The sequence below is a fragment of the Verrucomicrobiia bacterium genome (assembly GCA_035629175.1).
Lineage (GTDB): Bacteria > Verrucomicrobiota > Verrucomicrobiia > Limisphaerales > DASXHY01 > DASXHY01.
On record DASPIL010000107.1, the window covers coordinates 223,628 to 236,650 of the forward strand.

Consider the following 13,023-nt stretch of genomic DNA (forward strand, 5'->3'; position numbering starts at 1 on the left):
CATGGCAAGCATCACAGCCAACGGCAAACCCGCCGAGATTACGCTGCCCTGCTCGATTGAATCGTTCCTGATTCAGCAGGGCCTGCTGCCGCGCAGCGTGGTGGTCGAGCATAATGGGGAGGCGGTTGCGCCTTCTCAATTTGCACAACATTCGCTGCAGCAAGGCGACCGGCTCGAGATTGTAAAGATCGTTGCGGGGGGGTGATACCGGCAGTCCGCCAACCGTGGCAGACGCAAAGATCCGCAAGGCGCGGAGGTCCTTACGCCTCGCCACGGCCGAGCCACATTCACGCCAGGGCGCCCGCCCGGCTGGCAGATTTAAAATGACTCAGGAGGTCCGATCGGTTCACTTTGGTAAGGTCGGACGCAACATCGATTTCGATTCTGGCCCGCACTTCGGGATCAAGTTCCGCCAGGAGCGCATTGTTGATTTCACGGCTGCACGCCAGGAAGCAGCGTTCCACATCGGGGGCTTTCACCAGACCATTGATTCGGCGTGAAAGCTGTCGCAGGCAGCGTTTGCGTTTCTCAAGCTCGATGTTGTGGCGTTCGCCTGCGGACATGCCGCCCATGATCTCATGCGCCACACTCGCCCGCGGAAAACGGCCGGCCAGATCCGTGGTTTCCTCGACGAGCTTCCGCGCAGCGCCAGTCTTGAACGTATCGATCAGTTCCAGGCGCGGGTTGCTGTGCAAAGGGTCATTGTCAACTCGATAGGCTTTCAGTTGCTCCAAATCCGTCACTATGATCAGTGTGTTCTTCATATCCTCTGTTTGATTTCCTTGATTCCCGGGATACGTGCCCGTGGATGCTCTAACTTAGCATCCTGAATGACGTGTGCAAAAAATCAATCAGTGCACCCTCGGAAAACTGCTTGTGAATTCAGTGTCGGGCGGTTGAATGTCACTGATGCGCAACCCGATTATCGCTGCATTGGATGTGTCCTCAACCGAACAGGCGCTGGCACTCGCGCGCCAGCTCGCTCCGGCGGTCGGCGCCTTCAAGATCGGCAAGGAACTTTTCACTGCGGCCGGGCCTGACATCGTGAGGCGCATCAGGGATACAGGCGCTGCGGTGTTCCTTGACCTCAAATTCCATGACATTCCAAACACTGTTGCGAAGGCGGTTGCGTCGGCTGTTCGACTGGATGTTCATATGCTCACGATTCATGCGAGCGGCGGCGGGGAGATGATGCGGGCGGCTGAGGCGGCCGCCAGCCAAACGGCGGGTGAGACAGGCAGCAGCGCGCCGCTGGTGCTCGGTGTAACGGTTCTCACCAGCATGAACGGATCGGGTCTCGATGAAGTGGGCTGTGGAACCGATGTCGGCAGGCAGGTGGAACGGCTCGCGCAACTTGCGGTGAAGTCAGGGTTGCGCGGCTTGGTGTGTTCGCCCTTGGAAATAGCAAGGTTGCGGGAGTTCCTGCCGGCAACGATCCAGCTCGTTACGCCGGGTATTCGGACTGGCAATGAAAAGAGCGATGACCAGAAGCGCACGCTGAGTCCGAAGGAGGCGCTTCAAGCCGGCGCGAACTGGCTGGTGATTGGCCGGCCGATTACGGCCTCCGAAAATCCGCGCTCGGCGGCGGAACGGATTCTGGCGGCGCTCGGTTGATTCCATAAGCACTTGCGAATCGTCAAATCCCCATTGGCGTCGCGTTCTCCGTCCTGTATGGTCTGCGCCGCTTATGTTTGACACAATTAAGGCGCAGATTTTGACGGCATCGGAGAAGTTGACGCACCTGCGGAGGTTTCTTTGACGTCCCGGGAACGCAAAAACGGCTGACGGAATTGAACGCCTTGATGGCAGGCGAAACGTTCTGGAATAATCGCGAACAGGCGCAGAAGCACATCGATGAAGCCAACGCGTTGCGAGGCCGGATTGAGCCGCTGTTGAAGGCCGAAAAGCAGCTGGATGACTTCAAGGTGATGCTCGAGCTGGGCGAGGCTGAACCCGCCGAGGCGCAGACGGCGATTGAGAAGGATCTCGAAGGCGACCTGACGGGCTTTTATCGGGACCTGGAATCTTTGGAGTTGCGGGTTTTTCTGACAGGACCTCACGACAAAAACAATTGTCTCCTCAGCATCAACTCGGGCGCGGGCGGTACGGAAGCCTGTGATTGGGCGAATATGCTCCTGCGGATGTATCAACGCTGGGCGGAAGGCCGGGGGTGGACGGTGGAAATCGAGGACGCGCTCCCCGGGGAAGGTGCTGGAATCAAAAGCGCAACCATGCTGATCTCGGGCGAGAACGCCTATGGGTTTTGCAAGGCCGAGCGCGGAGTGCATCGATTGGTGCGCATCTCGCCATTTGATGCCAACAAGCGCCGGCATACGAGTTTCGCGAGCGTTGATGTGATTGCGGAAATTGAAGAGACGTCTTCCGACATTGTCATTCCGCCGGTTGAATTAAAGGTGGATACGTACCGTTCAGGCGGGAAAGGGGGGCAAAACGTCAATAAAGTCGAGACCGCAGTGCGGATCACCCACATCCCGACCGGAATCGTGGCGGCATCGCAAAACCAGCGTTCGCAGCATCAGAATCGTGCGACCGCCATGCGGATGTTGATTTCGAAGTTATACGCCCAACGAGTGGACGCACAGAAAGCGGAAATGGAGCGATTCTATGGAGAAAAGGGGAGCGTCTCGTGGGGTAATCAGATTCGCAGCTACGTGTTTCAGCCTTATCGGATGGTTAAAGACCTGCGAACCGGGGTTGAAACGAGCGACGTGCAGCGGGTGATGGATGGGGATCTGGATCCTTTTGTGAACGGCTGGTTGCGGGCTGGCTGCCCGATGAAACGCATCCAGGGTGTAAAGGATGACGATAACTAAGCATCGAAAACCCAGGGGGGCTGTCGGCCCTTTTTACATTTGTGTCTTCCCTCCTTTTTGAGCCGCCGCTGTTTGAAGCTTTTTTTTCAACGCAACCTCCTCGGTGAAAACAACCACCACTGATTGTCTCAATTTTGGCCAACGTCTTGGCTCAATCGCTGCTTAAGATATCTTGCCACAGATACAATCCGGGGTGAAAACATGATCACAAAGACGTTCGTTAGCAGACTTGGAGCAGCCGCTCTTCTCGCCGCATCTCTCACGGGGGCTTATGCCGTTCCTTCAGAGATTCAATTCGTAAACACGGGCAACGCTCCTGCGTTCAGTGGGGGGCCTCCATATAACGTGGACCTTTCCGGGGTCAACATTACTGTCAGCCACACAACCGGAGCATTTAGCCCCATTCCCTTGGGCCATTCAGCCGATTGGACCACGGGTTTTTCCACAGGCGATAGCGGCTTCACTCTTTGGCAACTGATTTACAACGGAGTGACATTCAAGCTGGATGGCACATCCATTACCTTGGTGAACCCAGGTCCCGGCACGCTTTTTCTGGCCGGGGACGGGATCGTCCATATCAATGCACATAATGCCCCAGGCCAATGGAATTTGGTGATCGATACAACGGGCAACCGTGTATCCACATTCGGAGCCGCCACCACGACTGACCTCCCGGAAAACGCCGGACGCGTTCCAGACGCGGGAATGACGTTCACGTTGCTCGCCGTTGGAATGTCGGGTCTGGTACTGATTCGGCGGCGGATTTCCTGAATTGTGAACAACTACTCCTTGACCGGAGTAGGCACTCAGAAGTAAAAGCGAGCAACCCTCAATTCTATGAAGAACCAGATCCTGAAATTTTGCGCGGTTGCGGTTGTTGGGTTCGGTGCCTTGATGCTGCCAGTTCAGGCAGCGACCTACATCAGTGGCGAAATCGCTTTCACTGGGGGAGCCACGTTAAACGGACCGATAGATACGGCGACGGCGTTCACCTCCATCTTCGGTCCCTTGGGGCCGGGAGCTGACGTTCCTGTTGTTGGCGGCGGGCCGACTGGCAACTATGCGGGAGTTCCTGGAGGCACTCCTGTCTCGTTTACCCCGTTCGCGTTCGACGCTCCAATTGGTTCTCCAACCCAGCTGTGGACCTTTTCGGTCGGGCCAACCACTTATAGCTTCGACATTACTTCAGTCACAATCGCACTTCAGGGCAGCGGGTTCCTGCATCTGACTGGCGAAGGCATCGCACACATTACCGGGCAGCTTTCGACCCCGGCAACGTGGAGCATCACGGACGTAGGCTTTAACGGCCCAGTGTTCACATTCGGAAACATCGCTGTGGTTCCCGAGCCTTCCATCAACGCGCTCCTCGCTGGTTTCGGAGCTGTGTTCCTGGTGTTTCGCTACCGCAGCAAACAATAATCAGCGGATTTCTCAAAAACCCGGCGCTTACCCGCCGGGTTTTTTTTGCTCCGGTTTGGCGAACTGCGACCCTCTGCGGCAGGCCATCGCATGCCTCAGGCTGGGCGTCTCAAGGTGGGGAGTGGAATCGGCCGGGATTCGCCAAGAGCTTTGTCAGCTTGTAGATTTTCTCCAGCCCAAATCCGCTGGGATGTCCATTTGCGGGAGGCTCCACTCCAGAATGGATCAGACGGAGGCAAACCAAGTGGCAACAATCCTACGCTGCAGAGGTAAAGACTGCCTGTTGAAATATAGCCTTCCGCCAGCGCCGGCTGATGCCCACAGAACCCCAATTGCAGCCATCCCTCCGAGTTAAATGTGCCCGGCGCTTCAATGAGAGGCCGAATCATCGCCGTCATGGCACAACGAACTTGGGCGGGCTCCAGTGAACTCGGCAGTTCCCGCATCCATGCGACCTGCGCCAGCGTCTGGAACGCGCCAAATCGATACGTGAGCGACCTGCCGAAGGGCGGAAACGTGCCTTCGGGTGAGATCAGCATCTCCTGAACAGCGGCAAAGCGGCGCGCCCTGCGAAGAACCTGTTGGTAAACCGGATCGAACGCGCTGTCTTTCGCGCGTAGCACCTGCAGCACATCGAGCAGCATCGGCTGGATGACAAATGCATTGTAATAGTCAAAGTGGAATCGCTCGCCGTCGCCATATGCGCCGTCTCCCACGTACCAATTGAGCATTCGGCCAACACAGGTTTCCAGCCGCTCCTCAATCGTTGGTTCTCCCGCGATTAACAGCAGTGCTTCAACCATAGCGGCAAACATCACCCAATTACTTCCGTTCGGAGTCCCGATAGCGCGGGAGGATTTCAGGGCCTCGATCAGCCGCTTGCGAGCGTCATCATCCAGGCTGCTCCATAAGGCCGTAGGCGCGCGCAACAACGCCTGCGCCAGGAACGCGGAGTCCACCAGGGCCTGACCCCCGGTGTCGAAATTCAAAAAGTCGGGAGACCCTGGATGCGTGGCCCGTTCGATGGATTTTTGCGCGAGTTCGATGAAATGCTTCTGGCGATCGGCTTCGCCGCCATCAATCGTCTTCAACTCCAGCCACGGAGCAATCCCTACGAGCAGGCGGGCGAAAGCTTCGAGATGCGTGTAGCGGCGGCGGTCCGCAGGATTCGCCGCCTCAACGGGCATGCGCTTTTTGAGTTCGCCCGCCGCCAGGTGACCCAAGACGGGTGTCGCCAGCCGTTCTACAACGGACAACCAATAACGGCGGTCCGCTCCTCCATCCACTGGAATACCAGGGTCAGCCGCAAGAATCCGTTCAATCGGTTTCGCTACCATCCCAGCAACACCCGCTGCAGCGGCGGTTTTCAGAAAATTCCTTCGCGTGGTCATATTGCGGATTAGTTCAAAATGTTGTTCGCCAGTCGAGTTAACATGCGCCGCACAGTCGGCTCAATATCCATGCTTTTCCACCGCGTCCATGGCAGTTCGTGGACGCGCTCTGAACTGAAGTAATCGCGAAGGACCGCAGCATTTGAGGATTGGGAAGCGTCCGGCTTACGCTCCTGCACCAGCACCAGCTGTGCAGTCTCGGATGAAAACCGTGGCAGGGCGCGCATGGCAAGCCGCGCCTGATTGATCGCACCCAGTCGATTCCGACAAACGACGATGGGAAATGCCTTCAACTCCGTTATGAGATCGAGTGAATCAAAATTCCTGCCCAGCGGACTCAGCAACCCTCCAGCCCCTTCAATGATAATCATTGGAAATTTCTTCTGTACACGGCGCACTTTCTCCAGCACTTGCACTTTTTGAATCGCCCTGCCCGTCAATTTCGCCGCAATCATTGGCGACAAGGGTGCCGGAAAGAACCAGGGATTGATTTCATCGAGCGTTAATCGGCCGCGCTGCAGCGCGAATAAAGCCTCTGCGTCATTGCGGCCGCCGGAGCAGAACGGCTTAAGCGCGGCGAGTGGCAGGTCCCGCGCCAGGAAATGCCGCGTGAGGAGACACGTGACGACGGTTTTGCCGACGTCAGTGTCGGTGCCAGTCACAAAAAGAACGCGTTTCACCACGGAATCAAACTCCAATCTGCTCGATGTGGCGAATCAAATGAACCCACCCGTTCGGGTTGGCTGAAAGAAGGCGGGGCAGCCTGGGAGATATAGGCTGCCCCGTGGTAACGCGCCATGAGCCGCGCTTCCAAGTAGGGGAACGCCGGGTTGCCCCGCGCGTTCATGTCATACCTATCGATTGGAACCAGTGCTCCCGATACACCGATTTTGCAGAATCACTCACCATCCATTGCGCAGATTATCGGTGACCAACGGCGTCGACATCCATCCTTCAGCCCGGGACTGCCAAGCGTGCCCGGCGCGTCCAAGTTATTCCGCATGATGAGAATCCCGCTTCGGCTGTATGCAGTTTAATCTCACCCGCGTTCGTGAGACCCCAGCGTGCCGCCCCGGATTTTTGCATCTTGAACACTGTCACTGGCCTGTTAATGATTACCGCCTTTATGAAAGCTGACGTGTTTTGGAGCCTATTTGCGATGCCGATCGGCCTGACGATTTGCTTTGGTCCTGCCTTGATCGCCTGGTTGCTTTCGCCGGCTGACCCGAGCGATGAACCCATCAAGTCTCCGGCAAAGCGTTAACCGAATCGGCGCCCTTGCATTTCGCAGGGTGGCGGCGTGACAATGTCACCGAATATCCTCGATACCATCGTTGACGAGAAACGTCGCGAGGTGGCCCGCCTGCCTCAGCGTCTCCTCGCGGTTGGGGATCTTCGAGACGCCTTGCTTGAACGCGGCGAGGGAAGGGATTTTCTTTCGGCCTTGCGCCGGAGAAAGGGCAGGGGAGTCGCTCTCATTGCCGAGGTGAAAAAAGCGTCCCCCTCGGCGGGCGTGATCTGCCAGGACTTTGATCCCATACGAATTGCAAAAGCCTACGAAGCTGCTGGCGCGGATTGCTTGTCGGTGCTGACCGATGAGAAATTTTTCCAAGGCTCCCTGGAGTATTTGCGACAGATTCGGGCGGCAGTGAAACTGCCGTTGTTGCGCAAGGATTTCATCATCGACGAGCGTCAGATTCTGGAAGCCATTGAATGGGGCGCGGACGCGATCCTGCTGATTGCCGCTATTCTGGATGACGGGCAACTGAAAAGGTTTCACAGCATGGCCGTCGACAGCGGGCTTGCAGCGCTTGTGGAGGTGCATGACGAGGCGGAAATGGATCGGGCGATTGCGCTGGGGGCGCCGCTGATTGGCGTAAACAATAGAAATCTTAAGACCTTCAAGGTGGATCTCGCCACCACTGAACAACTCGGCGCCAGGCTGAAAGCTGGAGAAGAGGGTTCACCATTGCTGGTTGCCGAGAGCGGCATTCACTCCAGGGAAGACGTGAAGCGACTCACCAAGTCTGGTGCAGGCGCAATCCTCGTTGGCGAATCCCTGGTCAGGCACGGCGACATTCCAGCCAAAGTCAAGGAACTGATCGGCTGAGGAGAGCAGTGGGGCTGCTACCCTTCAGACCTGCGGACTCGGTTCTGTCGCGGTTTCGGGCTGAGCAGATGCTGGCGCCGGCAAGCCGGAATTGGAGGGCGCAGGAACCGGTGCCTTGTAAGGTTCGATGGATTCAATGCGGTGTTTGTGGCGCGCACCGTAAATCTCAAATTCAACGTCGTCGCCGACCTTGTGATTCATCAATCCTTGAGCAACCGGCGACAGATAGCTAATCACTCCCTTGTCGGGATCTGAATCCCAGGCTCCCAGAACAACGAATCGCTCGCGCTGGTTTGTTGATAAATCGGTTGAATGCACAATGGTGCCAATGCCAACGACGTCCGTGCGCGCATTCTGGAAATCGGTTCCGCGGGCTCTGACCATTTGATTTTCCAGTTCATCCTTCTGCCGCATCAAAACTTTTTGCATCTCCTTCGCAGCCTTGTATTCGTGGTTTTCACGAAGGTCGCCATAACTCCGGGCGATCGCGATCTCCTTTGAGTTCGCTGGAATTTTCTTATGCACCAGTTCGGCGTATTCAGTCTTTTTGCGCTCAAGGCTTTCCCACGACACCACCAGGGATGTGTCCTGGCGGGTTTCCGCGCCGCTGATGAGCGATTGCACCGCAGGATGACTCTTTACAATGCGAGCCAGCAGCGAGCGCTTGTCCATGTCGTCAAAGACCGGGGACAGTTGCAGGGCGCGGGTCAGGTCCTTAATCACATCCAATTCCGCTGCTGCCGTCAGTTCGGGCAGCAGGTCCTGGTCGGACAAGATGTAATCACGGAGCCGGTTCGAACGTTTTTCGTTGAACTGATCGCGCTCCATCGCGGTAAGCATGGCGCGAAACACTTCCGGTCCCAGGATGTCAGCAAACGCGTCACTCCGTTCCTTGGCGAGCCATAAGAGCAACTCGCTGTTTGCAGTGTGCTGGCTTACCAGTCGAGCGAGCGTTTCCTTCAACTCGCTGATCTTCCCCGCTTCGACCAAGACGTTCGCGAATTCCTTGCAAAGTTTCGCAGACACGCCGTTCATTGAAAGGCGCAGGACCTCGTGCCAATTCTCAGGATTCGTTGTCTTGAATGACTCTGCTGCCCGGCGATGTTTGATCGCCGGCAGTTGTTCGATCAAAGGACCAATGCGATTCTCCTGCCCCCAGATCGACACTGCTTTCAACTCACCGTCAACTTCGGGAAGTCCGCCCATTTCGCGGATATCGTCGCGAAGGAAAATGGCCTCAAGGGCGACAGCAGGCTGGGTGCGCTGATAGCTCGGGATTTCAGCGTTGAAAGCGGTTACGATCTCGTTCGCAGCCGCAGCCTTATCCGTGAGATCGGCAGCATTCTTGAGCAACTCGGTGGCAACCACGATGCGCGCCTTGAGACCCTTTGCGGACCGGAATTCCGCAAGCAAACGATCCTGCAAAGTCACCTCACGCGCCTGGTAAACGACGGGCTCGGTCTTCTTCAACGGAACCTGGAAATGCCCATCCTTTTTCAGCTCGCGCTTCGCCGCTTCCCACCATTTTTTCCAGTCGTCGCGGATGACCTCCGGAACCAGGGTTTGCTGGATCTGGTCCACCGTCGCCTTGCCGCCGTTGCTGGCCAAGACGATTTTCACCAGTTCGAGATGGTTCGTGGCTGCGAGTTGCCGAAGGGTTTCCAGGTCAGACGCCTTGCGAGCCAGGATATGATCCTTTGCAATGGGCTTGAGCGATTCGGCAGCAAACGCGAGGTCCATCGTGTGCCCGGGTTTGTTTGTGAAATCGATCGTGAAACGCGCGAAGACGGTGTCGACCGTTGTGATGCGGCCGAATCCCCAACTGCGGTGCATGCAAAATCCGCTGGTGGTTAGGACCACCAGGGGTTCCACGTGGCGCGCCTCAATTTTCCCGGCAGCCGCCAGTTTTTCAAATTCCTCTCGCATAAAAGATCAGGTAGCTCTCGCTTCCCGGAAGCGAACTGGTGATATTAAAAGTGGTGAACGAACAAAAACCAAGAGAAATTGCGGGGCAGGTCCTTCTGCGATGGTCGGCAGGCACGGAATATGTAGAAAATCTGTTGGAGCAGTCACTGTCATCCTCCCGCCTGTCAGGTCCTGATCGCGGACTCTGCCAGGAATTGGTTTATGGGGTGGCGCGATGGCATACAACTCTCGATTGGCTGATCGACCTAAAAGCGCCGGATCGCCAGCAAAAACCCATGCTGCAGGTCCTCCTGCGAATGGGCCTGTATCAGATCTTCTGGCTCGATCGAATTCCAAATCATGCCGCCGTCAACGAGACGGTGGAACACGCGAAGCGAGCCGGTTTTGGGCCTCAAGCGGGATTCATCAACGCGGTCCTGCGCAATTTTCTTAGGGAGTTTGATGAAACCAAGGCGTCACTTGAGGAGTTGAAAACATCCCAACCGCACCTGGGCCATGCCCATCCGGAATGGCTGGTCAAGCGATGGACGGAGCGGTATGGCGCGGCCAACGCAGCGCGCCTGATGGAATGGAACAACACGCCGGCCAGAGTATTTGCGCGAATCAACACGTTGATGTTCGCAGGCCGCAGCGGGGCAACCCTTCCGCCTGGCAGCATGGGACACGGTGTGCGGCGCCCATTTGTTGATCGGACGTTCAAGGATGCCGGAGACGTCCTGCTGCAATGGCGGGACGAGGGAGTGGAGTATGACTTCGTGCGACGTGATTGGATTGAAGACAACCTTGTTTTTGAATTCAAGTCGCACCCGCCGATCAGCAAGCTGGCGAGTTTTCAACTGGGCCTCTTTTACATTCAGGATCCCAGCACGCTTGCAGCGGTGGCGGAGCTTGATCCGCAGCCGGGCGAAACGGTCCTCGACCTGTGCGCCGCGCCTGGTGGCAAGACCACATTTATCGCGCAGTTGATGGAGAACCGAGGCCGTGTTCTTGCGCACGATCCGTCGCCTGAACGATTGAAGCTGGTTCAGGAGAATTGTGCTCGATTGGGAGTCACCTGCGTGGAAATTGTTCGCAGCATGCAGTCGCTTGATCCCGCTCTCAAATTTGATCGGATCCTGCTGGACGCGCCTTGCTCGAATACAGGGGTGATGCGACGACGCGTGGATTTACGATGGAGAATTCAACCCGCGGAACTCACACGATTGAGGACAACTCAAATGGATCTGCTGCAGAAAGCGGGGCGCTCGTTAAAACCGGGCGGAACCCTGATTTACAGCACGTGCAGCCTCGAACCTGAAGAGAACGGCACTTTGATTGAAGAGTTTCTGGCCAGGGAACCCCGTTTTACATGTGACTATCAAAGGGAATTACAGCCGTTTCGCGATGGATGTGACGGCGCGTATGTTGCCAGCCTTGCACTCCAAGGGTGACCTTGGCGTTGTAAATTGAACGGCAACAGGGGAGTCGCCTTCGCCAGGCTACGGCCACCACCAAAGGATGTTTTCGCCGCGGCCGGCGGTCGGCACCGCGAAACCCTTGCGCGATCCCGCATTGCCGCCGTTGTCGCCTCGCGTGGCCGCCGTGCCTGCGTGGGCCCAGAACTCGCGGAGAGGCATGCGATGCGCGCTCCCGCCGAGCAGACCTACGACCGCGCCTTTGCCGTGGCGCGCGGATAATCCTTCGTCAGGAAAATTTGCGAGGTCGTTCCACTGGCCATTCCGGCCGTTCAACGAAGTCTTGGTTTCATCGTTTTCCCACTGGAGAATGAAGGTGATCTTCAGGTTGGGATCCGAGAGTTTCACCGTCCGCACCCGCGTTCCCGATGTGGTGTACTTAACTACCGCGCCATTCCACGTGTAGCTCGTCAGGTATTGTTGACGCGCATAGTACTGGTTGTTCCGAACTGTGTCCTGGGGACACAGGAGCACCTTGTGGGTTCTGAGAAACGGATACAGCAATCCTCGTTGGAAGAAACGCAATTGTCCGTTCCCGGGATTTTCCATGATGTTCCGAACAGAGGTTTCGCCGCCTGCGCCTGCGGCGGTGTAAGGCATTCCCCCGGCTGCGGCCCAGGAGTCGAATTGAGTTTGCCATCCTGGATCCGGCAGATGATCTGAAGCTTCCGAGGCGTACATGTGCGTCGCGATCATGACCTGCTTGTGGTTGCTGAGGTCGTTTGCCATTTGCGCGCGGTTCTTGGCATTGCTCAATGCTGGCAACAGCATGGCTGCGAGAATTGCAATAATGGCGATCACCACGAGCAATTCTATCAATGTGAAAGCTGAGGAACTCCGGCACCGAGGAACCTTGGGCGTATAGCTCATCATGGCTCTGGAACATACCAGCAGTTCCGGAATGTGTATGCCCCCAATACGGGTGAATTTTTCACGACAAAAAGGCTTGGCGGTCGAGGGGAAGAGCGACTGCCCGCCTGCCAGTCCCGGCGCAGAGACATTTCAGTCGCCCAGCAATTTCTTCAGCGCGTTTCTTGCCTGGCTCTCGCGCGCTGTGCCGAAGGCATCCACCTTGCGAACGTATTCACGGCGTGCCATTTCGAAGTATTCGCAGAAGTTTGCCGCGCCCTTTTCCTCGACGGGTTCGGCCCTGCGGTCCCTGCACTGGTAAGCCGCCCGGGCGTCGTAATGGACGCAATTCATGCAAGTCTTCAGATCTGCACCACAGTTATCGCAGGTTTCCGAGCGGCCAGGCGAACCCGACAAGGTGTATTCCGTTCCGCATTTCCAGCAGTGGCGGGTCAGGTTCATGGCGCTCGCTGCCCGGGAAGCTTGCTCCAGCTATGAAGCAGCCGAAGCGCGTAATGCTCGTACGAGGTAAGCACACGGCCGTGCGCCAGGATTTCGTGAACAGCCCGCAAGGTCATGGAAAAATCGAGATCATGAAGCGGTCTGTCCCGCACCAAGCGCTTCTTCCAACGGGCTTCATCGGCCGTTTCCTCCAACTCCACGGGCTGCCCCGGATAAAAGGACATCAGCCAGTCATCCCTTCGCTGAAACCCATCGCGCTCCTCTTTTCCTTCGAACCATGAATCACAGAGCATCATGCAGACGGATTGATTTCGGCAGGAGCCAACGCGGTAAAATACAATCCGGGCTTCGAAATCCGAAAAATAGTTGAACGCGATTCGCTCGGCCCCGGGCGGAAGCGGAGTCAGCGCACGCTGAAAAGCGATTTGCGTGTCCCCGGTTTCAGCGCGCTCAAAAATCAGATTCTCGTCAAATATCCAGATGACGTCCGCAGGCAGGTTGCGCCCGGTGAGAATGCGCTCCCATTCAGTCAGAGCGGCTTCAAAGGTCGGACGGGTGAAAGGCGGCAGAGTTGGCAT

Annotated in this window: 15 protein-coding genes; 8 read left to right on the top strand and 7 right to left on the bottom strand. The window is 56.8% G+C overall.

Going from position 1 to position 13,023, the window contains the following annotated elements:
- The first annotated feature begins 1 nt into the window (after position 1).
- The gene (gene thiS, locus VEH04_20645; GenBank protein HYG25185.1) at positions 2–205 is read left to right on the top strand and encodes a sulfur carrier protein ThiS; all 204 of its coding nucleotides are present in this window, start codon (positions 2–4) and stop codon (positions 203–205) included.
- Positions 206–287: 82 nt separating this feature from the next.
- Here the strand turns inward: thiS and VEH04_20650 are convergent, their stop codons facing one another.
- Positions 288–764, bottom strand: a complete 477-nt coding sequence (locus tag VEH04_20650) for a host attachment protein (protein ID HYG25186.1) — start codon at positions 762–764, stop codon at positions 288–290.
- A gap of 136 nt (positions 765–900) precedes the next feature.
- Between VEH04_20650 and pyrF the strand changes: the two genes are divergently transcribed.
- The 4 genes from pyrF to VEH04_20670 all read left to right on the top strand — a co-directional run bounded on the left by pyrF (position 901) and on the right by VEH04_20670 (position 4,253).
- Positions 901–1,614, top strand: a complete 714-nt coding sequence (gene pyrF, locus VEH04_20655) for an orotidine-5'-phosphate decarboxylase (GenBank protein HYG25187.1) — start codon at positions 901–903, stop codon at positions 1,612–1,614.
- A gap of 73 nt (positions 1,615–1,687) precedes the next feature.
- A protein-coding gene (gene prfB, locus VEH04_20660; GenBank protein HYG25188.1) for a peptide chain release factor 2 occupies positions 1,688–2,834 on the top strand; the annotation gives its coding sequence in 2 pieces (ribosomal slippage) (positions 1,688–1,756 and positions 1,758–2,834; 1,146 coding nt in all).
- A gap of 201 nt (positions 2,835–3,035) precedes the next feature.
- Entirely contained in the window at positions 3,036–3,605 is a 570-nt protein-coding gene (locus VEH04_20665; protein HYG25189.1) for a hypothetical protein, read from the top strand.
- 66 nt (positions 3,606–3,671) lie between these two features.
- A complete protein-coding gene (locus VEH04_20670) occupies positions 3,672–4,253 on the top strand; it encodes a hypothetical protein (protein ID HYG25190.1) in 582 nt (193 codons plus the stop codon).
- A gap of 95 nt (positions 4,254–4,348) precedes the next feature.
- On the opposite strand, the gene VEH04_20675 is transcribed toward VEH04_20670, so the two are convergent.
- Complete coding sequence (locus VEH04_20675) at positions 4,349–5,644, bottom strand: DUF2264 domain-containing protein (GenBank protein ID HYG25191.1); 1,296 nt, start codon at positions 5,642–5,644, stop codon at positions 4,349–4,351.
- Positions 5,645–5,652: 8 nt separating this feature from the next.
- Entirely contained in the window at positions 5,653–6,324 is a 672-nt protein-coding gene (gene bioD, locus VEH04_20680) for a dethiobiotin synthase (protein ID HYG25192.1), read from the bottom strand.
- A 407-nt stretch (positions 6,325–6,731) separates the two neighbouring features.
- On the opposite strand from bioD, the gene VEH04_20685 reads away from it, so the two are divergent.
- Together VEH04_20685 and trpC are read left to right on the top strand one after the other, a co-directional pair.
- Entirely contained in the window at positions 6,732–6,908 is a 177-nt protein-coding gene (locus VEH04_20685; GenBank protein ID HYG25193.1) for a hypothetical protein, read from the top strand.
- Between the two features lie 42 nt (positions 6,909–6,950).
- Positions 6,951–7,754 (top strand): indole-3-glycerol phosphate synthase TrpC, encoded by an 804-nt coding sequence (gene trpC / locus VEH04_20690; GenBank protein ID HYG25194.1) that lies wholly within the window; start codon positions 6,951–6,953, stop codon positions 7,752–7,754.
- 24 nt (positions 7,755–7,778) lie between these two features.
- Here the strand turns inward: trpC and VEH04_20695 are convergent, their stop codons facing one another.
- Positions 7,779–9,680, bottom strand: a complete 1,902-nt coding sequence (locus VEH04_20695; GenBank protein HYG25195.1) for a GreA/GreB family elongation factor — start codon at positions 9,678–9,680, stop codon at positions 7,779–7,781.
- Between the two features lie 53 nt (positions 9,681–9,733).
- On the opposite strand from VEH04_20695, the gene rsmB reads away from it, so the two are divergent.
- On the top strand, positions 9,734–11,110 hold the full coding sequence (rsmB, locus tag VEH04_20700) for a 16S rRNA (cytosine(967)-C(5))-methyltransferase RsmB (GenBank protein HYG25196.1): 1,377 nt from the start codon (positions 9,734–9,736) through the stop codon (positions 11,108–11,110).
- 48 nt (positions 11,111–11,158) lie between these two features.
- Here rsmB and VEH04_20705 read toward each other — a convergent pair whose 3' ends face one another.
- The 3 genes from VEH04_20705 to VEH04_20715 form a co-directional block, all read right to left on the bottom strand.
- Positions 11,159–12,007, bottom strand: a complete 849-nt coding sequence (locus tag VEH04_20705) for a prepilin-type N-terminal cleavage/methylation domain-containing protein (protein HYG25197.1) — start codon at positions 12,005–12,007, stop codon at positions 11,159–11,161.
- Positions 12,008–12,136: 129 nt separating this feature from the next.
- Positions 12,137–12,337 carry a hypothetical protein gene (locus tag VEH04_20710; GenBank protein ID HYG25198.1) on the bottom strand — a complete coding sequence of 67 codons (201 nt, stop codon included), beginning with the start codon at positions 12,335–12,337 and terminating at the stop codon, positions 12,137–12,139.
- Between the two features lie 104 nt (positions 12,338–12,441).
- Positions 12,442–13,023, bottom strand: coding sequence for a hypothetical protein (locus tag VEH04_20715; protein ID HYG25199.1), 582 nt, complete (start codon positions 13,021–13,023; stop codon positions 12,442–12,444).